Here is a 26,865-nt window from a genome sequence, read left to right as displayed (position 1 = left end):
GCGGGGTTTTTCGTGCGCGGTCTGTGCGCGTGGACGACTGCCCCGCGCATGGAGGCTCGTTCACTCTTCGAGGAAGCTGCGCAGGTAATTGGCGCGGCTCGGGTGGCGCAGCTTGCGCAGCGCCTTGGCCTCGATCTGGCGGATGCGCTCGCGGGTGACGTCGAACTGCTTGCCGACCTCTTCCAGCGTATGGTCGGTGGTCATGTCGATGCCAAAGCGCATGCGCAGCACCTTGGCCTCGCGCGGGGTCAGGCTGGCGAGGATCTGGTGCGTCGCTTCTGCCAGCGACTGCGCGGTGGCGGCCTCCAGCGGCGATACCGCGTTGGTGTCCTCGATGAAATCGCCCAGATGTGAATCCTCGTCGTCGCCGATCGGGGTTTCCATCGAGATCGGTTCCTTGGCGATCTTGAGCACCTTGCGGATCTTGTCCTCAGGCATATCCATTTTTTTCGCCAGCTCCTCGGGCGTGGGCTCACGGCCCATCTCCTGCAGCATCTGGCGGCTGATCCGGTTGAGTTTGTTGATCGTCTCGATCATGTGCACGGGGATACGGATCGTGCGCGCCTGATCGGCGATCGAGCGCGTGATCGCCTGACGGATCCACCAGGTGGCATAGGTCGAGAACTTGTAGCCGCGGCGGTATTCGAACTTGTCGACCGCCTTCATCAGGCCGATGTTGCCCTCCTGGATCAGGTCGAGGAACTGCAGGCCGCGGTTGGTGTATTTCTTCGCGATCGAGATCACCAGGCGCAGGTTGGCCTCGACCATCTCCTTCTTGGCGCGCCGCGCCTTGGCCTCGCCGACGTTGACGCGGCGGTTGATGTCCTTGATTTCCTCGAGCGTGATCAGGTTGTCGCCTTCCATCTTCCGCAGGATGGCCTGCAGCGCAAAGATTTCCTCCTTGCGGGCGTTGAGTTCGGAGGAATACTTGCGCTTGGCGCGGATCAGCTTGTGGACCCATTCCTCGGATGTCGCGCCATTGGACTCGCGGTAAACCTTGAGGAACTCCTCGCGGCTCATGCCGGCATCGACGACGCAGATGCGCATGATCTTGCGTTCGGTCTGACGGATCAGCTCGATTTTCTCGCGCAGGTTGCGGGTGATCTCGTCGACGATCTTCGGCGAGAGCTTGAAGGTCATGATGTGCTGCGCGACGGCCTCCCGCCTGGCCTGTGTCTTCGGGTGCGCGCTGCCGAGTTTGAGCAGCGCATCCCAGGCCTTGTCATAGAGTTTTTGCAGGGTCGCGAACTTCTCCGCCGCGACGGCCGGGTCGGGGCCGGTATCGACGGCCTCCTCCTCCTCGCCCTCGATGGATTCCTCGTCGTCACTGTCTTCGTCGATCTCCTCGGCAGCGGCCATCGGTACCGCCGGCGGGATTTCCTCGGGCGCGTTGGGATCGAAAAAGCCGGTGACGATGTCGCCCAGACGCCGCTTGCCCTGCTTGTAGGCCTCGAAGGCCTCGAGCAGGATCGCCACCGTCTCGGGATATTGCGCCATCGCGAACATGGCTTCGTTCAAGCCTTCCTCGATGCGCTTGGCGATGCGGATCTCGCCTTCGCGGTCGAGCAGCTCCACCGCACCCATCTCACGCATGTACATGCGCACCGGGTCGGTGGTGCGGCCGAACTGGTCGTCGAGCGCGGCGATCGCGGCGGCGGCCTCTTCGGCGGCTTCTTCCTCTTCCTCGTTGGTCGCGACAACGGCGGGTTCGGAGAACAGCTGCTGATCCTCTTCCGGGGCTTCCTCGTGGACCGGGATGCCCATCGCCTGGATCATGCTGATGATGTCTTCGATCTGCTCGGTATCGACGATCTCGGGCAGATGGTCGGCGACCTCGGCATAGGTCAGGTAACCCTTCTCCTTGCCGAGCGCGATGAGGACCTTGATCTGGGATTGCTTCTGGGCCTGCTTGTCCATTGCGGAGGCCCGTTCGGCTTTCTCAGTGTTGCTCGTGTTTGCCATGCCAAAGCTCGTGTGCGGCGCTTGAGGGGTAGCGCAGAACTGGTCATTATACCGCCACTTTCAAGTATCCGGCGGGCGCGTCCGCATCTGCCGGGTCATCGCCTCGATTTCCCGGGTTTCGGCCTCGGTGAGGGTGCGGATGCGCGCCTGCGCCAGCAGCGCCTCGACGCGGGCTTTTAGCGCGCGCTGGCAGAGCCGGTGCAAGCCGTCGCGGAATTCGGCCTCGAGTGCGGTGTCGTCCAGCGGCGGCAGCGGATCGGCGAGCAGGCGGCCGATCGCGCGGCCCCTGGCCGTGTCGGTCCAGGCCGCGAGCAGTTGCGCGGCCGTGGCGCCCGGATGGGCCTGAAAGAAATCGATGGCGGCGACCAGCACGTCGGTGCCCGGCACGTTGGCCTGTGCCAGCAGCTCGACGTGTTCGGCGCGTTCGGCGAGCGCGGGGCGTTCGAGCAGGAGCTGCATCAGGCGCCTGACCGGGCGGGCGGCGGCGCTGCCGCGTTCGGCGGCAGCCGGTGGGGCGTTGCCCCGCGCAGGGGGATCGGAACGGCGCAACGCCTGCTCGACATCGGTGCGGTCCATGCGCGCGAGGTGCGCCAGCTCGTCGAGCAGCAGCGTGCGCAGTGATCCTGCGGGGAGCTTGTCCAGATGCGGCCGCGCCAGGGCGAGTAGCCGCGCCCGTCCTTCGAGCGTGCCCAGGTCCACCTGGCGCACCAGCTCGCCGAGCAGGAACTGCGACAGCGGCTGCGCTGCGCGCATGCGGGCGCGGAAAGCCTCGGCACCGATTGTCTGCACCAGCGTGTCCGGGTCGTGGCCCTCCGGCAGGAACATGAACGCGCACTCGCGGCCGTCATGGAGTTCGGGCAGGGTTTGTTCGAGTGCGCGCCAGGCGGCGGCACGACCGGCGCGGTCGCCGTCGAAGCAGAACACCACGCGGTTCGCCGTCTTGAAGATCAACTGCAGATGGTCGCGCGTCGTCGCCGTGCCCAGGGTGGCCACCGCCTCGTGGATGCCGTGCTGGGCGAGCATGACCACGTCCATGTAGCCCTCGACGACGACCAGCTGCGCCAGCGGTCCGGTGCTCGCCTGGCGGGCTTCGTACAGACCATAGAGCGTGCGTCCCTTGTGGAACAGGGGGGTTTCGGGGGTATTCAGGTATTTGGCTGGATCGTTGCCCAGGGTACGGCCGCCGAAACCGGTCACCCGCCCGCGCGTATCCCGGATCGGGAACATGATGCGGTGGCGGAAGCGGTCGTAACAACCGCCGCCCTCCCTGGGCACCAGCAGGCCGGCCTCGATCGCATGCCGCGTGTCTTTGAGGAATTCGGTCAGCGCGTCCCAGCGGTCGGGGGCGTAGCCGATCCCGTAGCGCTTGGCGGTTTCGCCGCTGACCCCGCGTTTTTTCAGATAGTCGATGGCTACGGGAGTCTGACGCAGGCGGTCGCGGAAGAAACGCTCTGCGGCGGCCAGCGCATCGAGCGGTCCGTCCATCAGCACGCGCGCAGGCGCGCCGCCCTCGCGCGGCACTTCCAGGCCGGCGCGCCGGGCCAGTTCCTCGACCGCTTCGACGAAGGACAGGCGGTCGTAGGCCATCAGGAAGCCGATCGCATTGCCGTTCTTGCCGGAGCTGAAGTCGAAAAACATCTGCTTCTGCGGCGAGACGAAGAACGAGGGCGTTTTTTCGTTGGTGAACGGCGACAGACCCCGGTATTCCTTGCCCGCGCGCTTGAGCTCGATGCGCTCGCCGATCAACTCAACGATATCGGTGCGTGCGAGCAGATCGTGGATGAAGGCCTCGGGAATACGCGACATGGGCGATCAATTTACCCGCGACGGCGCCATCCAGGTGCGACGGTGTCGCTCGGCCTGCCGCTTGCCCGGCCGTCCGTGACCAGAGGTTCGCGGGATGAATGTCTGTCGGCCATTCACCCGAGCTTAGCCTTGATTAATCCGGCCAGCTTGGCCATGTCGGTGCGGCCCTGGACCTTGGGCTTGATCCAGGCCATGACCTTGCCGATGTCCTTGCCGCTGCTGGCCGCGGTCTCGGCGATGGCCTGGTCGATCAGTGCGGCGAGCTCGGTGTCGCTGAGTTGCTGCGGCAGGTAGGCCATCAGCACGGCAATTTCCGCGGCTTCGCGGTCGGCGAGATCGGCACGGCCGCCGCTGCGGAACTGCGCCTGTGCGTCACGGCGCTGCTTGACCATTTTTTCGACGACGGACTGGACCACGGCATCGGTGAGCGCGGTGGACTCGACGACTTCGCGCTGCTTGAGTTCGGCGGCGAGCATGCGCAGCACCGACAGACGCGCTTTGTCGCCAGCGCGCATCGCGGCTTTGACGTCTTCGGCGATACGGGTCTTGAGATCGGACATCGAAAGACTCCTGAAACGCAAAACGCGGCCTTTCGGGCCGCGTTCGCAAACTCGTGTGCACCGGCGCCGGAAGGCGCGGCCCGCAGGTTCAGAACAGGCGCACGCGCTGGTTGGCCTCCCGCAGCATCTTCTTGGCCTGGCGCTTGATCGCCGCCGCGCGCTTGCGCTTGCGCTCCTGGCTCGGCTTTTCGAAGTACTCGTGCTTGCGCAGATCGGTGAGAACACCGGCTTTTTCGCAAGCGCGCTTGAAGCGGCGGAGCGCGACATCGAAGGGCTCGTTTTCACGAACACGGACGGAAGGCATAAGGACTTACTCGCTTTGTGCGGATTCGGGGCGCCAGCCCACAAAAAGGGCCGCGATTCTAGCCAAAAGCCGGCGCAGCGTGCAATCCGCCCCGATCCGGTCATTACAATACACGCATGTCTGTCTCCCCGCGTGCACCCAAGGTCCGGCCAGGGCCGATTCTCGGTATCGAAACGTCCTGCGACGAAACCGCCGCCGCGGTGTACGACGGTGCGCGCGGCTTGCTCGCACATACCCTGTACAGTCAGGTGCGGCTGCATGCCCAGTATGGCGGTGTGGTGCCAGAGCTGGCCTCGCGCGATCACGTGCGGCGGATCAACGGCTTGATCCGGCTGGCGCTGCAGCAGGCCGGGGTCGAGCCGGCGCAGCTGGGCGGCGTGGCTTACACCGCCGGACCCGGCCTGATCGGCGCGCTGATGGTCGGCGCCGCGGTCGCATCCGGCCTGGCGAGCGCGCTTGACGTGCCGCTGATTCCGGTGCATCACATGGAAGCGCATTTGCTGGCGCCGATGCTGGAGACGCCGGCACCGGCGTTCCCGTTTCTCGCGTTGCTGGTGTCGGGCGGCCATACCCAGCTCGTCGCCGTGCATGGCCACGGGGTGTATGCGCTGCTCGGCGAGAGTCTCGACGATGCCGTCGGCGAGGCCTTCGACAAAACCGCCAAGCTGCTCGGCTTGCCCTATCCCGGAGGGCCGCATCTGGCGAAGCTGGCCGAGCACGGGCGCGACGGGCGCTTTCGTTTCCCGCGGCCGATGACCGACCGGCCCGGCTTCGAATTCAGCTTCAGCGGGCTTAAGACCGCCGTCTTGAGCGCGCTGCCGGTGCAGCCCAGCGATCAGGACAAGGCCGATCTCGCCCATGCTTTCCAGGAGGCGGTGACCGATACGCTGGTGCTCAAGGTGGGCCGCGCGCTGGAGAGCACCGGACTCAGGCGTGTCATCGTCGCGGGCGGCGTCGGGGCCAACCAGCGCCTGCGCGAGAAGCTCGCGGCCTATGCCGAGCGGCACGGGGTGCAGGTGTATTTTCCGCGCCTGGCGTTTTGCACCGACAACGCGGCGATGGTCGCCTACACCGGTTGGGTGCGCCGCGCCGATGGCGTGGCTCCCGGCGGGAGCCTGTTCGCGACGCCGCGCTGGCCGCTGGACCAACTGCGGCCGCCGCGCGCGGCATGAGCAGAGGCGCGCATGGACAAGATCTTCATCCGCGGCCTCACGCTCGAGGCGGTCATCGGCGTGCACGCCTGGGAGCGGCGGCTCAAGCGCCCATTGGTCTTCGATCTGGAGCTGGGCGTGGACGCCCGCGCGGCGGCCAGCAGCGATCGCGTGCGCGATGCCGTCGATTACACGGCGGTCAGCGCGCATCTGCGCCGTTTGCTCGACGAGCAGCAGCCGGCCTTGCTGGAGACGCTGGCCGAGCGTATCGCGCGCGCCCTGTTCGCCGAGTTTGCGATCCAGACGCTGCGGCTTGCGATCGACAAACCCGGTGCGGTCGAGGGCGCAAAGCAGGTTGGCGTGGTGATCGAGCGCCGGCGCGAGGATTACGCCGCGTGCGGCCGCTGAGGCCGCGGCCGGTGCGCACGCCGAATCACGCGCCGAATCAGCGCACGGGCGGCAAGGCGTGCTGCGCGGCGATCAGGGCGTTGGCGAACGTGGCCAGATCGTCATAGACGGCGACCCCGCGCAGCTCGGTGCGGTGTTCGGTTTCGGTGCGCCGGCCGTTGCCGGTGCGCACCAGCACTGGCCGTGCCTGGGCGGCGCGCGCCGCCTGGATGTCGCGCCAGGAGTCGCCGACCACCGGAACCAGGTCGAGGCTGGCATTGAGCCGGCGCGCGAGGTCGAGCAGCATTCCCGGTCCGGGCTTGCGCCTGGGCGTCGGCGCATCGGGCGGATCCGGGGCAAAAGCGATGCCGTCGATGCGGCCGCCGAGTTCCGCGAGCTGCTTTTGCATGCGGTCGTTGATCGCGCAAAAGGCATCGTAGTCGAACAGGCCGCGGCCCAGACCGGACTGGTTGGTGGCGACGAAAACACGAAATCCGGCCTGGCAGAGCTTGGCGATCGCTTCCAGGCTGCCCGCGATCGGGCGCCACTCGGCCACCGACTTGATGTGGTTGGGCGAGTCCTCGTTGATCACGCCATCGCGGTCGAGGATCACGATTTTCATGGCAGCACCGTCGCGTGGCGCAGTGTTCAGCCGGGCAGGCAGGACAGGTCGGCGACCGAGCGGCACAGCCGGTCGAGCTGGGCGAGCAGCGCCAGACGGTTGGCACGCAGCACAGCGTCTTCGACATTGACCATCACCTGTTCGAAGAAGCGGTCCACCGGTTCGCGCAGCGCGGCGAGGTTCACCAGCTGCGCACGATAGTCCGCGGTCTGGGCGTTACGCGCATCCAGGGTTTTCATCGCCTCGAACAGGGCGTGTTCGGCGGCATGCTCAAAGCGTGCCGGATCGACCGTGTCGGGGGCCGTGCCGGCCTGCCGCAGGATGTTGCGGATGCGCTTGTTCGCGGCGGCGAGATCGGGCGCGGCGGGCTCGGCGACGAAGGCGTGCACCGCATACAGGCGGCGCAGGAAATCGAGCGGTCTTGGGATGCCGAGGGCGCGCACGGCCGCGAAGGTCTCGGCCGCGATCTCACGGCCCTCGACGCGCTGGCCGACCACATGGGCGCGCAGGCGGTCGAAGATGAAATCCTCGAGCTCGCGCAGCATCGCCGCATCGCGCGCACCGGCCGGTTGCAGTTCCAGCGCGGTGTGCAGCAGTGCGCGCAGATCAAGCGGCAGTTCCGCTTCCAGGCAGATGCGCAGCACCCCCAGCGCGGCGCGGCGCAGCGCGAACGGATCCTTGCTGGCGCTGGGTTTCTGGCCGACCGCGAAAATGCCAGCGAGGGTGTCGAGCTTGTCGGCGAGGGCGAGGATGCGGCCCTGCATCGTCGCCGGGATCGGCGTGCCTTGCTGGGTCGGCTGGTAGTGCTCGCGGATGGCCTGTGCCACCGCATCCGGCTCGCCGGACGCGCGTGCGTAGTGCCCGCCCATGATGCCCTGCAACTCGGGGAACTCGTACACCATGCGCGTGACCAGGTCGTTCTTGCATAGTGCAGCGGCGCGTTCGGCATACGCTGCGTCCACGCCCAGCGCCTGCGCGATCGTGACGGCGAGGCGGCGCAGACGCCCGACCTTATCGGCCATCGTGCCCAGCGCCTGGTGGAAGGTCACGGTCGCCAGCTTTGCGCCATACGCTTCGAGCGGCTGCTTTAAGTCCTGCTGCCAGAAGAACAGCGCATCGGTCAGGCGTGGGCGGATGACGCGCTCGTTGCCGGCGATGACCTGGGCAACATCGCGCGACTCGATGTTGCACACGGTGATGAACGCGTTGGTCAGTTGGGTCTGCGCGGCGTCGCGGAAGACGGTGAAGTAGCGCTGGTTGGTCTCGACGGTCGCGACGACGACCTCGGGCGGCAGTGCGAGGAAGCGGTCCTCGAAATGCCCGATGACCGCGACCGGCCATTCGACCAGCGCCGTCACCTCGTCGAGCAACGCGTCGGTGATGCGCACGTGACCCGCTAGCTTGCGCGCCTCGGTTTCGATCTGGCGGCGCACCTCGGCCTTGCGCGTGGCCGGATCGGCGAGCACCCGGGCCGTGCGCAGCGCGGTTTCGTAATCCGCCGGGCTGGCGAGCGCGATCGGCGCCGGTGCGTGGAAGCGGTGGCCATAGGTGATCCGGTCGGCGGTGAGGCCGAAGCGCACGAGCGGCACGACCTCGTCCCCGAACAGACACAGCAGCCACTGCACCGGGCGCACGAAAGTCTCGTCGCCATCGCCCCAGCGCATGCGCTTGGCCACGTGCTCGTCCATTCGCTTGAGCGCGGCTTCGAAGACCTCCGGCAACAAGGCCGTGGTCGGGCGGCCGGGCGTGGACTGGCGGAAGTACAGCTTGCCGTCCTTTTGCCCCAGCGCGGTAAACGCAACGCCACAGGCGCGCGCAAAACCCAGCCCTGCCGGCGTCGGCTGGCCATCCTTGACGGCCGCCGCCAGGGCCGGACCCAGGCGCTCGACGGTCTGGTCCGGTTGCTGCTCGCAGACCGCGGAGAGCACCACGGCGAGCCGACGCGGGGTCGCGTAGCGGCGCGCTGCGCCGAAGGCGATGCCGCGTTGGCGCAGACCCTTGGTCAGGCCTTCGTGCAGGGCCTCGGCCAGCGGGATGACGTAGCGGGCGGGCAGGTCTTCGGTGCCCAGTTCGAGCAAGAGGTCACGGGCCATGATCAGGCTGGATCAGACAAGGCAAAGATGCCAAAAAGAGGCGGGATTGTCCGGGATCGGCGGGCATTTGGCCAATGCCGAAAAATAATTTATAGCTATTATAATAAAAACAACAATCAATTTTACTAATTTTTCGACGTGGCGCAGGATGTCGGCGTCAATCTGGAGACACGTCATGTCGCCCGCTTTGCCGCCCACAGTCCGCCGCATCTGCGCCGCCGCCGTTCTGGCCATGGCCTTGGCCCAGCTCGCCCAGTGGCCGGTGTGAGCCGGAAGCCCGCCCACGTCCCCAGCCCCCACGTTCCCAGCCCAGGAGATCCATCATGTCCACGTCTTCCGAGACCGCTGCACGCTGCCCCGTCGTCCACGGCAGCGCGACCACATCCGCGCAAACCCACTCGGTGTTTTGGCCCAAAGCGCTGAATCTCGACATCCTGCACCAGCACGACCGCAAGACCAATCCGCTGGGCGAGGATTTCGACTACCGCGAGGAGGTCAGGAAGCTCGACGTCGCCGCGCTCAAGCGCGATCTGACCGCGCTGATGACCGACAGCCAGCCCTGGTGGCCGGCGGACTGGGGGCATTACGGCGGTTTGATGATCCGCATGGCCTGGCACGCGGCCGGCACCTACCGCATCGCCGACGGCCGCGGCGGCGCAGGCACCGGTAACCAGCGCTTCGCGCCGCTGAATTCCTGGCCGGACAACGCCAATCTCGACAAGGCCCGCCGCCTGCTGTGGCCGATCAAGAAGAAATACGGCAACAGGATCAGTTGGGCGGATCTGATCGTGCTCGCCGGCAACGTGGCCTACGAGTCGATGGGCCTGAAGACCTTTGGCTTCAGCTTTGGCCGCGAGGACATCTGGCATCCCGAGAAGGACATCAACTGGGGCTCGGAGAAGGAGTGGCTCGGCAAGAACCGCTATGCCAACCCCGACGACGAGACCTCGCTCGAAAATCCCCTGGCCGCCGTGCAGATGGGGCTGATCTATGTCAATCCGGAAGGTGTGGACGGTAAGCCCGACCCCTTAAAGACGGCGCAAGCCGTGCGCGTCACGTTTGCGCGCATGGGGATGAACGACGAGGAAACCGTCGCGCTGACCGCCGGTGGGCACACCGTCGGCAAGGCGCATGGCAACGGCGATCCCAAACAGCTCGGTCCGGAGCCGGAAGGCGCGGCGATCGAAAACCAGGGCCTGGGCTGGCTCAACAAGACCGGCCGTGACACCGTCACCAGCGGGATCGAAGGCGCCTGGACGACCCATCCGACGCGCTGGGACAACGGCTACTTCCACCTGCTGTTGAATTACGACTGGGAACTCAAGAAGAGCCCGGCCGGTGCCTGGCAGTGGGAGCCCATCAACATCCGGGAAGAGGACATGCCGGTGGATGCGCATGACCCATCCATGCGCCGCAATCCGATCATGACCGACGCCGACATGGCGCTGAAGATGGACCCGGCCTACCGCAAGATCGCCGAGCGCTTTTACAAAGACCCGGCCTATTTCAGCGCAACCTTCGCCCGCGCCTGGTTCAAGCTCACGCACCGCGACCTGGGGCCCAAGACGCGCTACATCGGCCCCGAGGTGCCCAAGGAAGATCTGATCTGGCAGGACCCGGTGCCGGCTGGCCGCACCGACTACGACGTCGGCGCAGTCAAGGCCAGGATCGCCGCCAGCGGACTGTCCGTCGGCGAGCTGGTCGCCACCGCCTGGGACAGTGCGCGCACCTTCCGCGGTTCGGATTTCCGTGGCGGCGCCAATGGCGCGCGCATTCGCCTCTCGCCGCAGAAGGACTGGGAAGCCAATGAACCGGCGCGTCTGGCCAAGGTGCTCGCGGTGCTGGAGCCGATCGCCCAGACGAGCGGCGCGAGCCTTGCAGACGTCATCGTGCTCGCCGGCAACGTCGGCATCGAGCAGGCGATCAGGGCTGCCGGCTTCGACGTGCCGGTCCCGTTCGCGCCGGGGCGCGGCGATGCGACCCAGGAATGGACCGACGTCGAATCCTTCCAGTGGCTGGAACCGCTCGCAGACGGTTTTCGCAACTACGTGAAGAAGGGCATCGGCGGATCGCCGGAGGAGCTGTTGCTCGACCGCGCGCAACTGCTCGGCCTGACCGCGCCGGAGATGACCGTGCTCATCGGCGGGATGCGCGTGCTCGGCACCAACCACGGCGGCACGCAGCACGGCGTGTTCACCGACCGCATCGGCGTGCTGACCAACGACTTTTTCGTCAATCTGACGGACATGGCCTACACCTGGGTGCCGACCGGCCGCAACGGTTATGAGATTCGCGAGCGCAAATCCGGCCGGGTGAGATGGACGGCCACGCGCGTGGATCTCGTCTTCGGTTCCAACTCGATCCTGCGCGCCTATGCCGAGGTCTATGCCCAGGATGACAACCGCGAGAAATTCGTCCGCGACTTTGTCGCCGCCTGGACCAAGGTGATGAACGCGGATCGGTTCGATCTGCGCTGAGCCCGGCCGCACGGCAAGGGCATGCGCAAGGCCGCCGGTCTGACCGGCGGCTTTGCGCTGTTTGCGCCGGTCAGGCCGGTGCCTCGGCGCTGCGTTGGAGGCACGCCGCGGACGCAAGCTGCGTGCGTGTTGCGTGAGCGACCGCGACCATCGTGCGCAGCGCCGCCGCCACCTCGGGCCAGTTACGCGTTTTCAGTCCACAGTCCGGATTGACCCACAGCCGTTCGCCCGGAAACACCGCGAGCGCCCGATCCAGCAGGCGCTGCATTTCGGCCTGCGCAGGGACGCGCGGCGAGTGGATGTCATAAAGGCCGGGGCCGATGTCGTTCGGATAGCGGAATTCGGCAAAGGCATCGAGCAGCTTCATGTGCGAGCGTGCGGTTTCGATCGTGATGACGTCGGCATCGAGATCGGCGATCGCCGGCAGGATGTCGGCGAATTCCGAGTAGCACATGTGGGTGTGGATCTGCGTGTCGTCGCGCACGCCGCTTGCGGCGATGCGAAACGCGCGCACGGCCCAGCCGAGGTAATCGGGCCAGTCGGCTTTTTGAAGCGGCAGCCCCTCGCGCAGCGCCGGCTCGTCGATCTGGATGACGGCGATGCCGGCGGTTTCGAGATCCAGCACTTCGTCGCGCAGCGCAAGCGCGAGCTGCAAGGCGACGTCACGGCGCGGCAGGTCGTCGCGCACGAAGCTCCACATCAGCATCGTCAGCGGGCCGGTGAGCATGCCCTTGACCGGCTTGGCGGTCAGGCTTTGCGCATAGCGCGTCCATTCCACCGTCATCGGCGCGGGGCGGAAGACGTCGCCGTGGATGAGGGGCGGCTTCACGCAGCGCGAGCCATAGCTCTGCACCCAGCCATGCTCGGTGACGGCAAAACCGGCGAGCTGCTCGCCGAAATACTCGACCATGTCATTGCGCTCGGCTTCCCCGTGCACGAGCACGTCGAGCCCGAGCGCCTCTTGCTGCGCGATGGCGTGGCGGATCTCGGCTCGCATCGCCGCGTCGTAGGCAGCCTGGTCGATGCGCCCGGCCTTGAATGCGGCGCGCGCGGCGCGGATTTCCGGCGTTTGCGGGAACGAACCGATGGTCGTCGTCGGCAGCAGCGGCAACTGCAGGCGCGTCTGCTGCGCGGCGCGGCGCTGCGGAAACGGCGACGCCCGGCGTTCCTGGGCGGCGGTCAGCGTGCGCATGTGTGCGCGCACGGGCTCGATACAGGTACTCGGCGCCGAGCGCCGCTCTTCGAGCGCGATCGCTGCATCGTGCAGCGCCCGCCAGACCGCACTTTCGCCCTCGTCGAGCGCGCGCTTGAGCAGCGCCAGTTCCTCGAGCTTTTGCTGCGCAAAGGCGATCCAGCGCCGGATGCGCGGATCGAGCCGCGTCTCCTGCGATAGATCGTGCGGAACGTGCAGCAGCGAGCAGGACGCGGCGAGCCACAGCCGCTCACCGAGCGCGCGATGCGCCCCATGCAGGCGACCGAGCGTTGCGGCAAGATCCGTGCGCCAGATGTTGCGGCCGTCGATGACGCCGGCCGACAGCACGCGCTCGTCCGGCCAGCCGTCCAGGAAGGCATCGAGCTGCGCCGGAGCACGCACCAGATCCAGGTGCAACCCGGCGATCGGCAGGGATTTGAGCCGCGCAGCGTGTTCGGCCACCGAGCCGAAATAGGTTGCGAGCAGCAGACGCGGCCCCGCCGCGGAGAGCTCGCGATAGGCGGTTTCGAGCGCACGTACCCACGGCTCCGGCAGATCGAGGGCGAGGATCGGCTCGTCGAGCTGCACCCATTCGATGCCGAGGTTTTTGAGTTCGGCGAGCAGGGCCCAGTACACATTGAGCAGCAGGCTCAAGGACGACAGCTTGTCGAAGCCTGCGTCGGCGTGCGCGAGCCACAGCCAGGTCAGTGGGCCGGTGAGGGCGACCTTGACGCGATGACCCAGCGCGAGCGCTTCGCGCACCTCCGGCAGCAGCCAGTCGCGGTTCAAGGCAAAACGCGTATCGGCGCCGATCTCCGGCACGAGATAGTGATAGTTGGTGTCGAACCATTTTTTCAGCGCCAGCGCCGGTTGATCGGCGGTTCCACGCGCCATCGCGAAGTATTCGGCGAGCCCGACCGGGCCATCGAATCCGAAACGCAGCGGTGCGGCGCCGACCAGCGCGGTGACGGTGTGCACGTGGTCGTAGAACGCAAAGTCCCCGACGGTGACGAAGTCGAGCCCCGCATCGCGCTGCTGCTGCCAGTGCCGCGCGCGCAGTTGGCGGGCCACCTCGTGCAGGCCGTCTGCGTCGAGCGCGCCCTTCCAGTGTGCTTCCAGCGCGAACTTCAGCTCGCGCTGCGCGCCGATGCGGGGAAAACCCAGGATGTGTGCGGTGGTCATGTCCTGCGTGTGTCGATTGATCGCGAGCGGTGATGATCGACCCCGCACGGATATGATTCAACTTCACGTTGGTTTAGTTCATCATGAATCGTATTCATCATGATGAGGATGCCCGATGGCGCGCTCCGTGCTCGAGATCCGTCACCTGCAGACCCTGGTCGCGCTCGCCGACAGCGGGTCGCTCGCCAAGGCCGCCGAGCGCGTGTTCGTCACGCAATCGGCGCTGTCGCACCAGATCAAGCTGCTGGAGGCGCACTACGGCGCGCCGCTGTTCGAGCGCAAGACCAAACCTTTGCGCCTGACGCAGATCGGCAGCCGCCTGGTCGCGCTCGCCCGCGAGGTGCTCGCGCGCATCGACGAGACCGAGCGCGACATCGCCCAGCGCGTCGCCGGTGCGCACGGCGAGCTGCGCATCGTCGTCGAATGCCATACCTGTTACGACTGGCTGATGCCGGCGATGGACGCGATGCGTGCGCACTGGCCGCAGGTCGAACTGGATCTGGTCGGCGGTTTTCGCGCCGATCCACTGGCGTTGATCGAGCAGGGGCGCGCGGACTTTGCCGTGATTCACGGCAAGCCGCCGCGGCGGCCGGGCATCGTCACCGTGCCGCTGTTCACCTACGAGACGCTCGCCATCCTCGCGCCCGATCATCCGCTCGCGCGCAAACCGTATCTGACCCCGGGGGATTTCGCAGACCAGGTCTTGATCAGCTATCCGGTGGACGATGCGATGATCGACGTCATCCGCTATTTCCTTGCGCCGCGCGGTATCCGCCCGAAGCGGCGCAACGCCGAGCTGACCGTCGCCATCCTGCAGCTCGTCGCCAGCCGCCGCGGCATCGCTGCGCTGCCGGACTGGAGCGTCAAGCCGTATCTGGAACGCGGCTATGTCGTCGGCAAGCCGCTGGGGGCGCGCGGCTTGCACTGCGCGCTATCCGCAGCAGTGCCGCAGAGTCTGGCCGACAAACCTTACCTCAAGGATTTCATCGCCAAGGTGCGCGAGAGCGTGCGCTGAAAATGCGGCGACGGGGATCCAATCCGATATGAATCAGATGCCATGAATCAGATGCCGCTTTACGCGCGCGGTGGCCGGGCGGTTGATCAGGCGGCGCGGCGGCGCGGCGCACACATTGGAAACCCCATCGCTGCGCGCGCCTGGTAATACGCCTCGGCGCAGGCCCGCGCCAGCGCCCGCACGCGCAGGATGTAGGCCTGGCGTTCGGTCACCGAGATCGCGCCGCGGGCGTCGAGCAGGTTGAAGGCGTGGGAGGCCTGGATCGTGCGCTCGTAGGCTGGCAGGGGCAGCGGCGGATCGAGCGCGAGCAGGCGCTGGCATTCGGCCTCGGCGGCTGCAAAGCGCGCGAACAGCGCGTCCGTGTCGGCGTGTTCGAAGTTATAGGCGGATTGCTCGACTTCGTTCTGGTGATAGACGTCGCCGTAGGTGACGACGCGCCCGCTCCGCGCGTCTTGGGTCCACACCAGGTCGAACACGCTTTCTTTTTTCTGGATGTACATCGCCAGCCGTTCGAGGCCGTAAGTAATCTCCCCGGACACGGGTTTGCACTCGAGTCCGCCCACCTGCTGGAAGTAGGTGAACTGGGTGACTTCCATGCCGTTCAGCCACACTTCCCAGCCCAGGCCCCAGGCGCCCAGCGTGGGGGATTCCCAGTTGTCCTCGACGAAGCGGATGTCGTGGGTCAAGGGGTCGAAGCCGAGCAGCTCGAGCGAGTCCAGATAGAGCTGCTGGAGGTTGGGCGGGCTTGGTTTCATCAGCACCTGGAACTGGTAGTAGTGCTGCAGGCGGTTGGGATTCTCGCCGTAGCGGCCGTCGGTCGGCCGGCGTGAAGGCTGGACGTACGCCGTGTTCCAGGGCTCGGGGCCGATCGCGCGCAGGAACGTGGACCAGTGAAACGTCCCGGCGCCCATTTCCATGTCCATCGGCTGGACGATCACGCAGCCGTGGTCGGCCCAGAAGCTTTGCAGCGTGAAGATCAAGTCCTGGAACGAGAGAGGATTGGGGGACGTCATGGCGATCGGGCCCGGCGCAGGGGTGGCGAGTATAGCAATGCGCATTCGCTGTTCCCGGGCGCGTAACGGACACGGCATGACCAGCGGCAGCCGGATTGCCGCCATTCGGCTAGGATAGCCGCCCCACCCGCGTATGCCAGCCGATGGCACGGATCGTGCTTCATTTTGGCGCACGCGATGCGGGGTGGCCCGCAGCGAACCCATCACACCGTCCCTCAGGAGAGACCCATGTCGGGTAATGATGTACTCAAGATGATCAAAGAGAAGGAGGTCAAGTTCGTCGACTTCCGCTTCTGCGATACCCGCGGCAAGGAACAGCACGTCACGGTTCCGGCGCACGCGGTCGACGAAGACGTTCTCACCACCGGCAAGATGTTCGACGGTTCGTCGATCGCCGGCTGGAAGGGGATCAACGAGTCCGACATGATCCTGATGCCGGATCCTGCTACCGCGTATATCGATCCGTTCTTCGAGGACAGCACGCTGGTTCTGACCTGCGATGTCATCGAGCCGTCCACGGGCGAGGGCTATTCGCGCGATCCGCGCTCGCTCGCCAAGCGTGCCGAGGCCTATCTCAAGTCCACCGGCATTGCCGATCAGGCGTTTTTCGGCCCCGAGAACGAGTTTTTCGTGTTCGACTCGGTGCGCTGGGAAGCCAGCATGAAGGGGTGTTTCGTCGAGATCGACGCCGAGAACGCGGCGTGGAACTCGGGTCGTGCCTATGAGCATGGCAACACGGGGCATCGCCCGGCCGTCAAGGGCGGGTATTTTCCGGTCCCGCCGGTCGATGCGCTGCAGGACGTGCGTTCGGCGATGTGTACGACGCTGGAAGCCATCGGCATGCCGGTGGAAGTCCACCATCACGAGGTCGCCACCGCCGGCCAGTGCGAGATCGGCGTGAAATTCGGCAATCTCGTCAAGAAGGCCGACGAGGTCCTCAAGCTCAAGTACGTGGTCCAGAACGTCGCCCATCAGTACGGCAAGACCGCGACCTTCATGCCCAAGCCGATCGTCGGTGACAACGGCAGCGGCATGCACGTGCACCAGTCGCTGTCCAAGGACGGCAAGAACCTGTTCTCCGGCGACAAATATGGCGGGCTGTCCGAGCTTGCGCTGTATTACATCGGCGGCATCCTCAAGCACGCCAAGGCGCTCAACGCCTTCACCAATGCGAGCACGAACAGCTACAAGCGCCTGGTGCCGGGGTTCGAGGCGCCGGTCATGCTCGCGTACTCGGCGCGCAACCGCTCGGCGTCGATCCGCATTCCGTACGTCGCCAACCCCAAGGCGCGCCGCATCGAAGTGCGCTTCCCGGACTCCACCGCCAACCCGTATTTCGCGTTCGCGGCGATGATGATGGCCGGCCTTGATGGCATCCAGAACAAGATCCATCCGGGCGATCCGTCGGACAAGGACCTCTACCACCTGCCGCCAGAGGAGGACAAGAAGATCCCCCGTGTCTGCCACAGCCTGGACATGGCGCTCGAGCACCTCGACAAGGACCGCGAGTTCCTCAAGGCCGGCGGCGTGTTCACCGACGATCTGATCGATGCCTACATCGAGCTGAAGATGCAGGAGGTCACGCGTTTCCGCATGACCACGCATCCGGTCGAGTTCGACATGTACTACTCGCTCTGAGAAGCGCAAGGTCCAGGAGAAACCCCGCCGCCGGCGGGGTTTCTTTTTTGGCGTTCTTGGCCGCCGCTGGCCTTGGCGCAGTATCCTGTCGGCCATGTCGCGCTGGTTGTTGCCGTTGCTGGGCCTGCTGCTTGCCGCCGCCGCGGGCGCAGGCGAGGTGTATCGGGTCGTCGAACCGGATGGCAGCGTGCGCTATACCGACCGGCCGCCGCATCCGCATGCCCAGCCGCTGCAGCTCGGGATTGCGTCCGGGACCACGCCAGCGGGGGCGCGCAAGCGCTTTTACTCGGTCGAGGCCCTGCGCAGTGCGGCCCGCTTTGCGGTGAGCATCGAGGCGCCGACGCCGGGTCAGGTGCTGCGCCCCGGCATCGACCGCGCCGTCGCGGCGGCGAGCGTGATGCCCGGCCTGGTCAGCGGGTTCGGGCTGATGTATTTCCTCGACGGTCGCGCCTTGACCGACCGGCCGGTCGATGCGCTGAGCCTGCTGCTGCCTGCGCTCGCGCCCGGGGAGTATCGCATCAGCGCGGCCGTGTACGACGCCCAGGGGCGCGAGGTCGCACGTTCGGCCGAGACCCCGTTCAGCGTCGCGCCCGCACCGCGATAGCGCGAACGCACCGAAAAGAAGCGCACCAATCTGGTGCATCAAGGCCCGGATGGGCTAGCCTAGGCGTCGCTGGTTTTGGCCTGCATCTTGCGTCGGCGAGTCCATGAAATCGCTTTCCAGGAGTCGCGTGACCGCCGAGGACGTTCTCGACGGGTTGACCACCGCCGTGCTCGTCGTCGATGAAGCGCTGCGCGTGATGGCACTGAATGCGGCCTGCGAGGGCATGTTCGGGATTTCCCGTCGGCTCGCGCTGGGCATGCCGCTGCTCGATGCGATTCCGCAGTTCAAATGCTACGAATCGCGGCTGCGCAGCGCCTTGCAGACCGCGACCGGGTTCATCGAGCGCGAGACCGAGCTGCGCCGCAACGGCGATCCGGGCGTGACCGTGGACTGGACCGTCACGCCGTTTCTCGCTGCGGGCAAGAAGCCGGGGCTGTTGATGGAACTGCTGGCCGTGGAGCGGCATCTGCGCATTTCCCGCGACGAGCAGTTGCTGGCCCATTTCGATGCCAGCCGCGAGCTGATCCGCGGGCTCGCGCACGAGATCAAGAACCCGCTCGGCGGCATCCGCGGGGCAGCGCAGTTGCTCGAGCGCGAATATCCGGATGCCGGGCATCGCGAATACACGCGCGTGATCATCCGCGAGGCCGATCGGCTGCAAAACCTCGTCGATCGGCTGCTCGGACCCAACCGGCTGCCACAGAAAGCGCCGCTCAACATCCACGAAGTCATCGAACACGTGCGCCAGCTCGTGCAGGCCGAGGCGCCGGACGGTGTCACCGTGCTGCGCGATTACGATCCGAGCATCCCGGAGTTGCTCGCCGACCGCGAGCAGTTGATCCAGGCCATCCTCAACCTGCTGCGCAACGCCCTGCAGGCGGTCGATGGCGAGGGCACGATCGTGCTGCGCACGCGCACACGCCGGCAGTTCACGATCGGCGCGCTGCGCCACAGGCTCGTCGTCCAGATCGACATCGAGGACGACGGTCCCGGGATTCCACCGACGATGATCGAGAAGATCTTTTACCCAATGGTGACCACCCGCGCGCAAGGCACCGGTCTTGGCCTGCCGATTGCACAGTATCTCGTGCACAGTCACGGTGGGCTGATCGAGTGCCGCAGCCGGCCGGGCTGCACTGTGTTCACCGTGTATCTGCCGCTGGTCACACCGCAGGAAATGGCATGAGCGCGCTCAACGTCTGGGTCGTGGACGACGACGAATCGATCCGCTGGGTGCTAGAAAAATCGCTCGCGCGGCAGGGGATGAGCGTGACCAGCTTCCCGGGTGCGGCCGAGCTGTTCGATGCCCTCGCCGAGGATGCGCCGGATGTGCTGATCAGCGACATCCGCATGCCGGGCATCGATGGACTTGCGCTGATGCAGCGCGTGCACGCCGCCCGGCCAGGATTACCGGTCATCATCATGACCGCCCATTCCGACCTCGATGCCGCGGTGGCCTCGTACAAGGGCGGCGCCTTCGAATATCTGCCCAAGCCGTTCGACGTCGATGGTGTCGCCGAGCTGGTGCGCCGCGCAGCCCAGAAGCGTGAGAGCGTCGATCTGCCGCCGCCGCCGCAGACGGCGGCGATGATTGGCGAAGCGCCGGCGATGCAGGACGTGTTCCGCGCCATCGGCCGGCTGTCGCAGTCGCACATCACCGTGCTGATCACCGGCGAATCCGGCACCGGCAAGGAGCTGGTGGCCCGCGCGCTGCACATGAACAGCCCGCGCGCCAACCGTCCGTTCATCGCGATCAACACGGCGGCGATCCCCAAGGATCTGCTGGAGAGCGAGTTCTTCGGTCACGAGCGCGGCGCGTTCACCGGCGCCGCGGTGCAACGCAAGGGCCGCTTCGAACAGGCCGACGGCGGCACGCTGTTCCTCGACGAGATCGGCGACATGCCGGCCGATCTGCAGACGCGTCTTTTGCGAGTGCTGTCGACCGGCGAGTTCTACCGCGTCGGCGGTGTCGCGCCGATCAAAGTCGATGTGCGCGTGATCGCGGCCACGCACCAGGATCTCGAACAGCTCGTGCGTGAAAACCGCTTCCGCGAGGATCTCTACCACCGCCTCAACGTCATCCGCATTCGCATTCCGCCGCTGCGCGAGCGGCCCGAGGACATCCCGCAGCTCGCCCGGCACTTTCTCGCCCGCGCCGCCGAGGAATTGCGCACCGAACCCAAGCGCCTGCTGCCCGAAGTCGTGCAGCGGCTCGAGCGCTTCCCGTGGCCCGGCAACGTGCGCCAACTCGAAAACCTCTGTCGCTGGCTCACGGTGATGGCACCGGGCCGTGATGTGCATCCGCAAGACTTGCCGCCGGAATTCCATGACGCCGGTTCTCAGCCCGCCGCGGCGCTACCGCCGGAGGAACCGCTGCGGATGCCCGTTGCGCCGCTATCCGAGCCCCGCACCGGTGCCCCGGCCTGGCATGAGCAGTTGCGGCGCTGGGCCGATGCCGAACTCGCCGCTGGGCGCAGCGGCCTGCTCGACGCCGCCGTGCCGTTGTTCGAACGCACTCTGATCGAGGCTGCGCTCGCCGCGACCCGCGGCCAGCGCCAGGAAGCCGCCCGGCGCCTGGGCTGGGGCCGCAATACGCTGACGCGAAAGATCAAGGAACTACGGATGGGCGACGAGGAATAGGTCGTTCATCCACCCGGGGCGCGCCCGCGCACCTGCAGGGTCGGGGGCTCATGACACATCACGAGCGATGTTGGGGGCTGAGGCACAAGATCCGGGCAGGGACGATGGGCGATGCGGGCTAGGCATCGGGGCGCCCGGTGCCGGTCATGCGCGGCGGCTCGGTTTCGTGCGCTTTCTGCGCAATGGCCTCCCTGCGGCGGAAGTAGAGCACCTTCTCGACGAGGGCGACGCGCTCGCCGCGCGCATCCGTCACCTCGACGACGTAGGTCGGCGTGTAGCGGGCGCCGTCAGCCGTCTGTTGACGTACGGTGGCGTCATCCTCCGGCGAGAGCGAGAAGGTGGCACGCACCGTGCCCTTGCCGGGGCGCTCGAAGTGGATGGTCGCGGCCTTGTCCCAGATCACGTAGTCCTTGCCCAGCCGGGCGACGAACATGAGCGCGTAGAACGGGTCGCACATCGCATACAGGCTGCCGCCGAAGTGCGTGCCGAACGCATTGCGGTTGCGGCGGGTTTCGCGCAGTTCGACGACCACGTGGCCGAAGTCCGGCGTGACCTCGACCACGCGGATGCCGGCGCCTTTGAAGGGCCCCCAATGATTGAGAATGAGCTTGAACAGCCAGGGTTTCTTGAAGAATTGGTCGCGCAGGTTCACGGCAGGGACTCCTTGCAGACGGTGTTGGGATTCTCGAACGCGGCGAGGGCCGCAGCCCATGACCGCTGAGGTCATGGTGGCGTCGCGCCTCGTGCTGCGCGGTCGCCCCGGTCGCCGGCCAGTGCCCGCAGTAGCGCCGCGCTGGGCTCGTCGGCCGGGAAGAAGCTTTCCACGCGCAGGTCGTCGGCGGTCACGTCCTGCGGTGTGCCAAAGGTGGTCATCATCGTGAACAGGCGCAGGTCCCAGCCGCTGATGCGGTAATGCACCGGCAGCACCGGCAAACGGCTGGCGTCGAGGTCGATCTGGCGCAGCTTCACGGGCAGGTCGGGGTAGCGCAGCACCTCGTCGAGCACGTCCTGCACCTGCGGATGTTCCAGCGCCTCGCGCGCGGTGCGGGCGAGCATCGGCGGCACGATCTCGTCGGGATTGGCGATCAGCGGCCGCAGGCCCTGCGGGTGCAAGCTGAGCTTGAGGATGTTGCGCGGACCCTCGCCGCAGACCGCACGCCAGCGCGCCTCGGCATCGCCGGCAACGCCCAGCAGGCGATCCATCGCGGCATTGGCCAGGACCAGGTTCCACGCGCGATCGACGACGATGGCCGGATACGGCTCGTGGTGACGCAGCAGCAGATCGAGCGCGGCGTTGACCGGCTGCATTCGGCGGCTTCGAGCCGCCGCTGCGGGTAGACCCCGGCGTAACCGGCGCTCTGCAGCAGGCGGTTGCGCTCGCGCAGCGGCAGATCGAGCGCCATCGCGAGCTGCACCACCATCTCGCGGCTCGGCCGCGCGCGGCCGGATTCGAGAAAACTCAGATGGCGCTGTGAGACGTCGGCGTGCAGCGCCAGATCGAGCTGGGAGAGCCGGCGCGCGCGGCGGTAGTCGCGCAGCATGCGGCCGAAGGGGGCTTCGTCGGAATGGGTCTGCATGCCGGCGATTCTGACAGACCCCTCGCGCGAATCGATTACCTGCCGCGTAATTGTCGGCGCTGCGCGCTCCGGGCACTTTGGTCGCGCCTCGCATCCAGGGGTCCACCCACGGAGATCGTCATGCATCGCACCATCGCCCTCGTCGTCCTTGGCCTGATCACGCTGGACTTCGCCTCACTGAGCGTCTATGCGCTCATGGACGTCGGCTACCTCGGCCTGTTCGAGTATCAGCTTGCGAGCACCGCGGGCTGGCAGGTGCTCGCGGACCTGGTCATCGTCTGCCTGCTGGCCATGGCGTGGATGATCGCCGACGCCCGTCGCAGCGGCCGCACCGTGTGGCCGTATCTGCTGCTGACCGTGTTCGGCGGTTCTTTCGGTCCGTTGCTGTATCTGCTCGTGGGCCTGCTCGGCAGCCGTCCGGCCGCGCGTCCGGTTCTCACCTGAGGGCGCTGCTTGCGCGCGCCGCGCGTCACTGTGCTGGTGGGCTCAGTGCTTGACGCCGAAAAACTCCTTCAGCGCCGCGTCGTCCAGCACGGCCTCGGCCAACAGCTTCTTGAGCCGGATGTTCTCGGATTCCAGTTCGGGCAGCCGCTTGGCGTCGCGGGCCTATATGCCTCCAGACTTGGCTCGCTACTTGTCGAGCAAGGCGAACTGAAACGCTCTCGGCGACACAGGTTTGCCACGCTCAACCCGCGTCGGCCTGCTTGATGAACGGAGTGAGTTGTTCGTCTGAGCATCTGCTTTCGCACATTGCGCTTCTTCTGGTTGCGCGGACTCCTTGCTATCGCCGTGGTGCCGGCGGGTGAGTTTCTCCATCGGCGGGTCGGAGAGCGCAGTCCCCGGCTGCAGGACATGAATGGGCAGCATGGTCGATCGCGCATACGGCGGCCGGCCCGGACGGCCCAGCTTCGGGTCAAGCGGTGCGATCAAGGCACCCGCGCCTGCCACGGCACATCTGTTCCTTTCTGGTCAAAAACACCTCGCGATGTGTTGGCTTGCGCGGGCCCTGGGCTTTGGCGTTACCGAACCACATTCGCATGGACCGTCATCCCGAGCGTGTTGTGTGATCGTCGCCGACAGTGGGGCGTTGTTCCGATCTTGACAAGCCCATTTCGGAGTGCCGGCCCCGCGGCTTGCGAGAAGTGGCGCTCCCACCCCCGAGCTAAACGGCACCGGCATAGGTCGGCAACAAAAAGTTGTGGTGAACTTTTTCACGCTTTGGGGCCGTCATCTGCCGTTCCCCCCTTTGACCCTTGGGGGGGGGGGGGGGGGGCGATAGAGTGCTGTCGCTGCCACGATCGGCGATCGGCAGTGAACAATAGGGAGGGATGATGATGTTGCATCGAGTTTCACGAGTGCGGTCCGCGGGCATGGGGATGTCAGCCCTCATCGTGGGCACCGGCGGCTTCGTGACGGGTGACCAGTTCTTCTCGTGGTTCGGGCGTGCCGGGAGTGGAGGCAGGAGTCTGCCGGAGGTCCGGTATGTGTTCGGCTTCAGTAGCGGCCACCCGCCGGTGGCTTGTCTGAACCCGTAACAAAGCTTGAGATTGTGGGCGGGCTCGTGCCCGCCCACGTAATGGGAGGCGAACGGATGACTTCATTCCGACGATTCACCGCGGCCGTGTGTGCCGTTGCGGTCGGCTTACAGGGGGCAACCCCGCTCGCCTGGGCGCAGGAGACCATCGCTCCGATGGTGGGCATCCATGGGTCATGGGGCGGCCAGCAGCCGGTTGCGCTGCGGCTCGGTGTGGGCCTGCAGATCAGCGATGCGCCCCCCGGCCGAATCCAGGCGTTGCAGACAGTGCCGATCGGCGCGGACTCATATTCGGCTTATGTCCCGATAGGATCCCTGCCGCTGATGGGCGCGGCCGATCCTGCGAGCGCCATCGACACCGACGAGATACTGGCCGCCGATCAGAAAGGCTCCGATCAGAAAAGCTCAGGGAAGGGCGCTGTCATCGGTGTGGCTCTGGTGCTGGGCGGGTTGGCAGCGATCGCGCTCATCGGTGAGAGGGCCCTCAAGAAGAGTTTGGATAGTGGCAGTGGCAGCGGCTAAGGTTCCAGGCGAGGGCTTTGTGATGGAGCGGAGGCTGCGTTTACCTGACGTATCGGCCTGGCGACAACGCCGGGCTGCCGACGCCCGGGAGAGGCAGCGCAATAGGCGGATACGCGCGCCTGTGCTTTGCGCGGCTATGCTTCTCGCTCTGGGCGAAGGCGCGCTTGCGCAACCGCCCGATGATCTGTCGTTCGGCTTTGCGCTGGCCGTGGACTGGGGTGGAGCGCGATCGGAACTGCGCCTGAGCGGGTGGCATCGAGTCCCCATTGATAACGACGGCGCCCCCCAGATGATGCACTTGCCGATCCTGCGCTGGCGTAGCGATTTGCAGGCACCGGCGCTCGCATCGGAGGCGGACTCCGGGGCACCCGGGACTGGGCGCGCTAAGGACGCAGACGATGAGGATTCGGGTTATTCGGCCTGGCTGTATGCCGGTCTGGTCGTTTCAGGCCTCGCGGTGGTGGCCGCAGTCGCACTCGCGAACGGGCGCGATCACAGTGATGAAGCCGGAGAGTTTGCGCGCGACCAGATACTCGAGAACTACCAGCCCTGTCAGCCGATCCCGCGGATCTGCCTGCCCTAATTGCAGGGTGCCGTGATGTATCCAGGACGGTCGGGGCGCCGTGACGCGAGACAATGCGCCGCAGCGGCCGCACCGTGTGGCCGTATCTGCTGCTGACCGTGTTCGGCGGTTCTTTCGGTCCGTTGCTGTATCTGCTCGTGGGCCTGCTCGGCAGCCGTCCGGCCGCGCGTCCGGTTCTCACCTGAGGGCGCTGCTTGCGCGCGCCGCGCGTCACTGTGCCGGTGGGCTCAGTGCTTGACGCCGAAAAACTCCTTCAGCGCCGCGTCGTCCAGCACGGCCTCGGCCAACAGCTTCTTGAGCCGGATGTTCTCGGATTCCAGTTCGGGCAGCCGCTTGGCGTCGCGGGCCTATATGCCTCCAGACTTGGCTCGCTACTTGTCGAGCAAGGCGAACTGAAACGCTCTCGGCGACACAGGTTTGCCACGCTCAACCCGCGTCGGCCTGCTTGATGAACCGAATGAGTTGTTCGTCTGAGCATCTGCTTTCGCACATTGCTCAGACTCTGGTTGGAGAAATCCACCGCTACTGAGCGGCGACACCGCGCGGGAGGGGCTTGCGGTCTGCCTTCAGATCTGGTCCAACGGACTGATCACCCCTCGCCCGCCACGGTTGAGCACATGGGTGTAAATCATCGTCGTGCTCACGTCGCTATGGCCGAGCAGTTCCTGCACGGTGCGGATGTCATAACCGCTTTCCAGCAGGTGCGTGGTAAAAGAATGCCGCAACACGTGCGGCGAGCAGGGTTTGACGATCCCTGCTCTCGACGCCGCGAGCTTGACGGCTTTTTGCACCGTCTCCGGCAGGATGTGATGCCGGCGCACCACGCCGGAGCGCGGATCAAGGCTGCGCGTCGGCGAGGGAAAAACATACTGCCAGCCCCAGGTTTTGCCCGCCTTTGGATATTTCACCGCCAGCGCCTCCGGCAGCCACACCTCGCCAAAGCCGTCCGCCAGATCCTGATCGTGCAACTGCTTGGCCCGCGCCAGTTGATCCTGCAAGGGCGCAACCAGATTCTCCGGCAGCATCGTGACGCGATCCTTGGCGCCCTTGCCATCCCGCACCACGATCTCGCGCCGCTCGAACTCCACATCCTTCACCCGCAGTCGCAGCCCCTCCATCAACCGCATGCCGGTGCCGTAGAGCAGACTCACGACCAACCCCATCGTGCCGGAGAGTTCATTCAGCAGCAGACGCACCTCGCGCGGCGTCAGCACCACCGGCAAGCGTTTGCTCACCTTGGCCTGCACCACCTCGGAGAGCCAAGGCAACTCCACACCCAGCACCTGCTTATAAAGAAACAGGATCGCCGCTCTAGCCTGATTCTGTGTGGAAGCCGAAACCTTGCGCTCCGTGGCCAGGTACGACAAAAACGCCGCGACCTCTGCCGCACCCAAATCTTTGGGATGGCGCTTGCCGTGAAACAGAATGTAGCGCCGCGCCCAATCCAAATACGCCTGCTCGGTGCGGTAACTGTAATGATGCACGCGCAGCGCCTCACGCATGCGGGCCAGCAACTTCAGCGGTCGGGCTGTCTTTTGATGCTCCATCGGCCTCATCTTGGGCAGCCTAATTGAGAGCGGCAAGGCCACTCCGCTGACATATAAAGTCACTGCGCCACGCACGCCTTGATTTGGCTGAACGCCAGGCGCATGCTCTGGGTGGTCTAATTGTAGTTACGACGTCCCCCCGCCTTTGAGTAGCACGGCGATCTGGAGTCCAATCCCCAACGACAAGGAGATTGGACGTGAAGAAGCGTTTTACCGAAGAGCAGATCATCGGCTTCCTGCGTGAGGCGGAGGCCGGCCTGCCGGTCAAGGACCTGTGCCGCCGGCACGGCTTCAGCGAAGCCTCGTACTACCTGTGGCGCAGCAAGTTCGGCGGCATGAGCGTGCCGGAGGCCAAGCGGCTCAAGGAGCTGGAGGCGGAGAACACCCGGCTGAAGAAGCTGCTGGCCGAACAGATGTTCGAGAACGACGTGATCAAGGACGCCCTGCGAAAAAAGT

The 26,865-nt window shown here is 66.1% G+C and carries 25 protein-coding genes and 3 pseudogenes; 13 read left to right on the top strand and 15 right to left on the bottom strand.

The window, feature by feature from the left end; translation table 11 throughout:
• Positions 1-60: 60 nt before the first annotated feature.
• From rpoD to rpsU, 4 genes are all read right to left on the bottom strand, one after another.
• Positions 61-1,962 carry an RNA polymerase sigma factor RpoD gene (gene rpoD / locus BMZ48_RS00130; RefSeq protein WP_091529732.1) on the bottom strand — a complete coding sequence of 634 codons (1,902 nt, stop codon included), beginning with the start codon at positions 1,960-1,962 and terminating at the stop codon, positions 61-63.
• Between the two features lie 60 nt (positions 1,963-2,022).
• A complete protein-coding gene (dnaG, locus tag BMZ48_RS00125; protein ID WP_091529730.1) occupies positions 2,023-3,768 on the bottom strand; it encodes a DNA primase in 1,746 nt (581 codons plus the stop codon).
• Between the two features lie 113 nt (positions 3,769-3,881).
• Complete coding sequence (locus BMZ48_RS00120; protein WP_091529726.1) at positions 3,882-4,328, bottom strand: GatB/YqeY domain-containing protein; 447 nt, start codon at positions 4,326-4,328, stop codon at positions 3,882-3,884.
• An 88-nt stretch (positions 4,329-4,416) separates the two neighbouring features.
• Positions 4,417-4,632, bottom strand: coding sequence for a 30S ribosomal protein S21 (rpsU, locus tag BMZ48_RS00115; RefSeq protein WP_091529723.1), 216 nt, complete (start codon positions 4,630-4,632; stop codon positions 4,417-4,419).
• Between the two features lie 116 nt (positions 4,633-4,748).
• On the opposite strand from rpsU, the gene tsaD reads away from it, so the two are divergent.
• Positions 4,749-5,804, top strand: coding sequence for a tRNA (adenosine(37)-N6)-threonylcarbamoyltransferase complex transferase subunit TsaD (gene tsaD / locus BMZ48_RS00110; protein ID WP_091529719.1), 1,056 nt, complete (start codon positions 4,749-4,751; stop codon positions 5,802-5,804).
• 12 nt (positions 5,805-5,816) lie between these two features.
• Complete coding sequence (gene folB, locus BMZ48_RS00105) at positions 5,817-6,191, top strand: dihydroneopterin aldolase (RefSeq protein ID WP_091529715.1); 375 nt, start codon at positions 5,817-5,819, stop codon at positions 6,189-6,191.
• Positions 6,192-6,228: 37 nt separating this feature from the next.
• Here folB and gmhB read toward each other — a convergent pair whose 3' ends face one another.
• From gmhB to BMZ48_RS00090, 3 genes are read right to left on the bottom strand one after another with little or no spacing between them, the layout of a single operon-like run.
• A complete protein-coding gene (gene gmhB / locus BMZ48_RS00100; RefSeq protein WP_091529711.1) occupies positions 6,229-6,792 on the bottom strand; it encodes a D-glycero-beta-D-manno-heptose 1,7-bisphosphate 7-phosphatase in 564 nt (187 codons plus the stop codon).
• Between the two features lie 26 nt (positions 6,793-6,818).
• Positions 6,819-8,885, bottom strand: coding sequence for a glycine--tRNA ligase subunit beta (gene glyS / locus BMZ48_RS00095; RefSeq protein ID WP_091529708.1), 2,067 nt, complete (start codon positions 8,883-8,885; stop codon positions 6,819-6,821).
• Between the two features lie 12 nt (positions 8,886-8,897).
• Positions 8,898-9,119 (bottom strand): hypothetical protein, encoded by a 222-nt coding sequence (locus BMZ48_RS00090; RefSeq protein WP_143383577.1) that lies wholly within the window; start codon positions 9,117-9,119, stop codon positions 8,898-8,900.
• 89 nt (positions 9,120-9,208) lie between these two features.
• On the opposite strand from BMZ48_RS00090, the gene katG reads away from it, so the two are divergent.
• Positions 9,209-11,362, top strand: coding sequence for a catalase/peroxidase HPI (gene katG, locus BMZ48_RS00085; RefSeq protein WP_091529702.1), 2,154 nt, complete (start codon positions 9,209-9,211; stop codon positions 11,360-11,362).
• Between the two features lie 70 nt (positions 11,363-11,432).
• Here the strand turns inward: katG and metE are convergent, their stop codons facing one another.
• Positions 11,433-13,736: a 5-methyltetrahydropteroyltriglutamate--homocysteine S-methyltransferase gene (metE, locus tag BMZ48_RS00080; RefSeq protein WP_091529699.1), complete on the bottom strand. Its 2,304-nt coding sequence runs from the start codon at positions 13,734-13,736 to the stop codon at positions 11,433-11,435.
• A gap of 115 nt (positions 13,737-13,851) precedes the next feature.
• Here metE and BMZ48_RS00075 point away from each other — a divergent pair, with 115 nt between their 5' ends.
• Complete coding sequence (locus BMZ48_RS00075) at positions 13,852-14,751, top strand: LysR family transcriptional regulator (RefSeq protein WP_091529695.1); 900 nt, start codon at positions 13,852-13,854, stop codon at positions 14,749-14,751.
• Between the two features lie 86 nt (positions 14,752-14,837).
• Here BMZ48_RS00075 and glyQ read toward each other — a convergent pair whose 3' ends face one another.
• Positions 14,838-15,764: a glycine--tRNA ligase subunit alpha gene (gene glyQ, locus BMZ48_RS00070; protein ID WP_091529692.1), complete on the bottom strand. Its 927-nt coding sequence runs from the start codon at positions 15,762-15,764 to the stop codon at positions 14,838-14,840.
• 228 nt (positions 15,765-15,992) lie between these two features.
• On the opposite strand from glyQ, the gene glnA reads away from it, so the two are divergent.
• The 4 genes from glnA (at position 15,993) to ntrC (ending at position 20,646) form a co-directional block, all read left to right on the top strand.
• The gene (gene glnA / locus BMZ48_RS00065) at positions 15,993-17,402 is read left to right on the top strand and encodes a glutamate--ammonia ligase (RefSeq protein WP_091529688.1); all 1,410 of its coding nucleotides are present in this window, start codon (positions 15,993-15,995) and stop codon (positions 17,400-17,402) included.
• 94 nt (positions 17,403-17,496) lie between these two features.
• Complete coding sequence (locus tag BMZ48_RS00060) at positions 17,497-18,006, top strand: DUF4124 domain-containing protein (RefSeq protein WP_091529685.1); 510 nt, start codon at positions 17,497-17,499, stop codon at positions 18,004-18,006.
• A gap of 103 nt (positions 18,007-18,109) precedes the next feature.
• Positions 18,110-19,192 carry a nitrogen regulation protein NR(II) gene (glnL, locus tag BMZ48_RS00055; protein ID WP_091529683.1) on the top strand — a complete coding sequence of 361 codons (1,083 nt, stop codon included), beginning with the start codon at positions 18,110-18,112 and terminating at the stop codon, positions 19,190-19,192.
• The gene (gene ntrC / locus BMZ48_RS00050) at positions 19,189-20,646 is read left to right on the top strand and encodes a nitrogen regulation protein NR(I) (protein WP_091529680.1); all 1,458 of its coding nucleotides are present in this window, start codon (positions 19,189-19,191) and stop codon (positions 20,644-20,646) included. Before glnL ends, ntrC begins: the two co-directional genes overlap by 4 nt.
• Positions 20,647-20,764: 118 nt before the next feature.
• On the opposite strand, the gene BMZ48_RS00045 is transcribed toward ntrC, so the two are convergent.
• The 3 genes and pseudogenes from BMZ48_RS00045 to BMZ48_RS13340 all read right to left on the bottom strand — a co-directional run.
• The gene (locus BMZ48_RS00045) at positions 20,765-21,298 is read right to left on the bottom strand and encodes a DUF4442 domain-containing protein (protein WP_234981443.1); all 534 of its coding nucleotides are present in this window, start codon (positions 21,296-21,298) and stop codon (positions 20,765-20,767) included.
• Between the two features lie 71 nt (positions 21,299-21,369).
• Complete coding sequence (locus BMZ48_RS00040; protein WP_200769460.1) at positions 21,370-21,954, bottom strand: MmyB family transcriptional regulator; 585 nt, start codon at positions 21,952-21,954, stop codon at positions 21,370-21,372.
• A 68-nt stretch (positions 21,955-22,022) separates the two neighbouring features.
• Positions 22,023-22,187: pseudogene (locus tag BMZ48_RS13340) on the bottom strand (helix-turn-helix transcriptional regulator); the annotation flags it as partial.
• A gap of 156 nt (positions 22,188-22,343) precedes the next feature.
• Between BMZ48_RS13340 and BMZ48_RS00035 the strand changes: the two are divergent.
• Positions 22,344-22,667, top strand: a complete 324-nt coding sequence (locus tag BMZ48_RS00035; protein WP_091529671.1) for a DUF2834 domain-containing protein — start codon at positions 22,344-22,346, stop codon at positions 22,665-22,667.
• A gap of 48 nt (positions 22,668-22,715) precedes the next feature.
• On the opposite strand, the pseudogene BMZ48_RS13115 reads toward BMZ48_RS00035, so the two are convergent.
• Positions 22,716-22,974: pseudogene (locus tag BMZ48_RS13115) on the bottom strand (transposase); the annotation flags it as partial.
• 840 nt (positions 22,975-23,814) lie between these two features.
• On the opposite strand from BMZ48_RS13115, the gene BMZ48_RS00030 reads away from it, so the two are divergent.
• The 3 genes from BMZ48_RS00030 to BMZ48_RS13260 all read left to right on the top strand — a co-directional run bounded on the left by BMZ48_RS00030 (position 23,815) and on the right by BMZ48_RS13260 (position 25,047).
• Positions 23,815-24,279, top strand: coding sequence for a hypothetical protein (locus BMZ48_RS00030; RefSeq protein WP_143383576.1), 465 nt, complete (start codon positions 23,815-23,817; stop codon positions 24,277-24,279).
• 136 nt (positions 24,280-24,415) lie between these two features.
• Positions 24,416-24,862, top strand: a complete 447-nt coding sequence (locus BMZ48_RS00025) for a hypothetical protein (protein WP_091529664.1) — start codon at positions 24,416-24,418, stop codon at positions 24,860-24,862.
• Positions 24,863-24,915: 53 nt separating this feature from the next.
• On the top strand, positions 24,916-25,047 hold the full coding sequence (locus BMZ48_RS13260; RefSeq protein WP_268762354.1) for a hypothetical protein: 132 nt from the start codon (positions 24,916-24,918) through the stop codon (positions 25,045-25,047).
• A gap of 48 nt (positions 25,048-25,095) precedes the next feature.
• Here BMZ48_RS13260 and BMZ48_RS13105 read toward each other — a convergent pair.
• Both BMZ48_RS13105 and BMZ48_RS00015 read right to left on the bottom strand, forming a co-directional pair.
• A pseudogene (locus tag BMZ48_RS13105) lies at positions 25,096-25,354 on the bottom strand (transposase); the annotation flags it as partial.
• Positions 25,355-25,428: 74 nt separating this feature from the next.
• Positions 25,429-26,409 carry an integron integrase gene (locus BMZ48_RS00015; RefSeq protein WP_091529660.1) on the bottom strand — a complete coding sequence of 327 codons (981 nt, stop codon included), beginning with the start codon at positions 26,407-26,409 and terminating at the stop codon, positions 25,429-25,431.
• Positions 26,410-26,606: 197 nt separating this feature from the next.
• Between BMZ48_RS00015 and BMZ48_RS00005 the strand changes: the two genes are divergently transcribed.
• The coding region (locus BMZ48_RS00005; RefSeq protein ID WP_143383574.1) for a transposase at positions 26,607-26,865 on the top strand (259 nt) is incomplete at its 3' end.

The organism is Fontimonas thermophila, assembly GCF_900113085.1.
In the GTDB taxonomy this organism is placed as follows: Bacteria; Pseudomonadota; Gammaproteobacteria; order Nevskiales; family Nevskiaceae; genus Solimonas; species Solimonas thermophila.
Note: the sequence above shows the minus strand (reverse complement) of the source record. Positions and strands in the feature narration are given on the sequence as shown.

What these genes read in the sequence shown, in the direction of transcription:
- rpoD (WP_091529732.1), bottom strand. Translation starts at nt 1,962, where the DNA reads ATGGCAAACACGAGCAACACTGAGAAAGCCGAACGGGCCTCCGCAATG.
- dnaG (WP_091529730.1), bottom strand. Translation starts at nt 3,768, where the DNA reads ATGTCGCGTATTCCCGAGGCCTTCATCCACGATCTGCTCGCACGCACC.
- BMZ48_RS00120 (WP_091529726.1), bottom strand. Translation starts at nt 4,328, where the DNA reads ATGTCCGATCTCAAGACCCGTATCGCCGAAGACGTCAAAGCCGCGATG.
- rpsU (WP_091529723.1), bottom strand. Translation starts at nt 4,632, where the DNA reads ATGCCTTCCGTCCGTGTTCGTGAAAACGAGCCCTTCGATGTCGCGCTC.
- tsaD (WP_091529719.1), top strand. Translation starts at nt 4,749, where the DNA reads ATGTCTGTCTCCCCGCGTGCACCCAAGGTCCGGCCAGGGCCGATTCTC.
- folB (WP_091529715.1), top strand. Translation starts at nt 5,817, where the DNA reads ATGGACAAGATCTTCATCCGCGGCCTCACGCTCGAGGCGGTCATCGGC.
- gmhB (WP_091529711.1), bottom strand. Translation starts at nt 6,792, where the DNA reads ATGAAAATCGTGATCCTCGACCGCGATGGCGTGATCAACGAGGACTCG.
- glyS (WP_091529708.1), bottom strand. Translation starts at nt 8,885, where the DNA reads ATGGCCCGTGACCTCTTGCTCGAACTGGGCACCGAAGACCTGCCCGCC.
- BMZ48_RS00090 (WP_143383577.1), bottom strand. Translation starts at nt 9,119, where the DNA reads ATGGCCAGAACGGCGGCGGCGCAGATGCGGCGGACTGTGGGCGGCAAA.
- katG (WP_091529702.1), top strand. Translation starts at nt 9,209, where the DNA reads ATGTCCACGTCTTCCGAGACCGCTGCACGCTGCCCCGTCGTCCACGGC.
- metE (WP_091529699.1), bottom strand. Translation starts at nt 13,736, where the DNA reads ATGACCACCGCACACATCCTGGGTTTTCCCCGCATCGGCGCGCAGCGC.
- BMZ48_RS00075 (WP_091529695.1), top strand. Translation starts at nt 13,852, where the DNA reads ATGGCGCGCTCCGTGCTCGAGATCCGTCACCTGCAGACCCTGGTCGCG.
- glyQ (WP_091529692.1), bottom strand. Translation starts at nt 15,764, where the DNA reads ATGACGTCCCCCAATCCTCTCTCGTTCCAGGACTTGATCTTCACGCTG.
- glnA (WP_091529688.1), top strand. Translation starts at nt 15,993, where the DNA reads ATGTCGGGTAATGATGTACTCAAGATGATCAAAGAGAAGGAGGTCAAG.
- BMZ48_RS00060 (WP_091529685.1), top strand. Translation starts at nt 17,497, where the DNA reads ATGTCGCGCTGGTTGTTGCCGTTGCTGGGCCTGCTGCTTGCCGCCGCC.
- glnL (WP_091529683.1), top strand. Translation starts at nt 18,110, where the DNA reads ATGAAATCGCTTTCCAGGAGTCGCGTGACCGCCGAGGACGTTCTCGAC.
- ntrC (WP_091529680.1), top strand. Translation starts at nt 19,189, where the DNA reads ATGAGCGCGCTCAACGTCTGGGTCGTGGACGACGACGAATCGATCCGC.
- BMZ48_RS00040 (WP_200769460.1), bottom strand. Translation starts at nt 21,954, where the DNA reads ATGCAGCCGGTCAACGCCGCGCTCGATCTGCTGCTGCGTCACCACGAG.
- BMZ48_RS00035 (WP_091529671.1), top strand. Translation starts at nt 22,344, where the DNA reads ATGCATCGCACCATCGCCCTCGTCGTCCTTGGCCTGATCACGCTGGAC.
- BMZ48_RS00030 (WP_143383576.1), top strand. Translation starts at nt 23,815, where the DNA reads ATGACTTCATTCCGACGATTCACCGCGGCCGTGTGTGCCGTTGCGGTC.
- BMZ48_RS00025 (WP_091529664.1), top strand. Translation starts at nt 24,416, where the DNA reads ATGCTTCTCGCTCTGGGCGAAGGCGCGCTTGCGCAACCGCCCGATGAT.
- BMZ48_RS13260 (WP_268762354.1), top strand. Translation starts at nt 24,916, where the DNA reads ATGCGCCGCAGCGGCCGCACCGTGTGGCCGTATCTGCTGCTGACCGTG.
- BMZ48_RS00015 (WP_091529660.1), bottom strand. Translation starts at nt 26,409, where the DNA reads ATGGAGCATCAAAAGACAGCCCGACCGCTGAAGTTGCTGGCCCGCATG.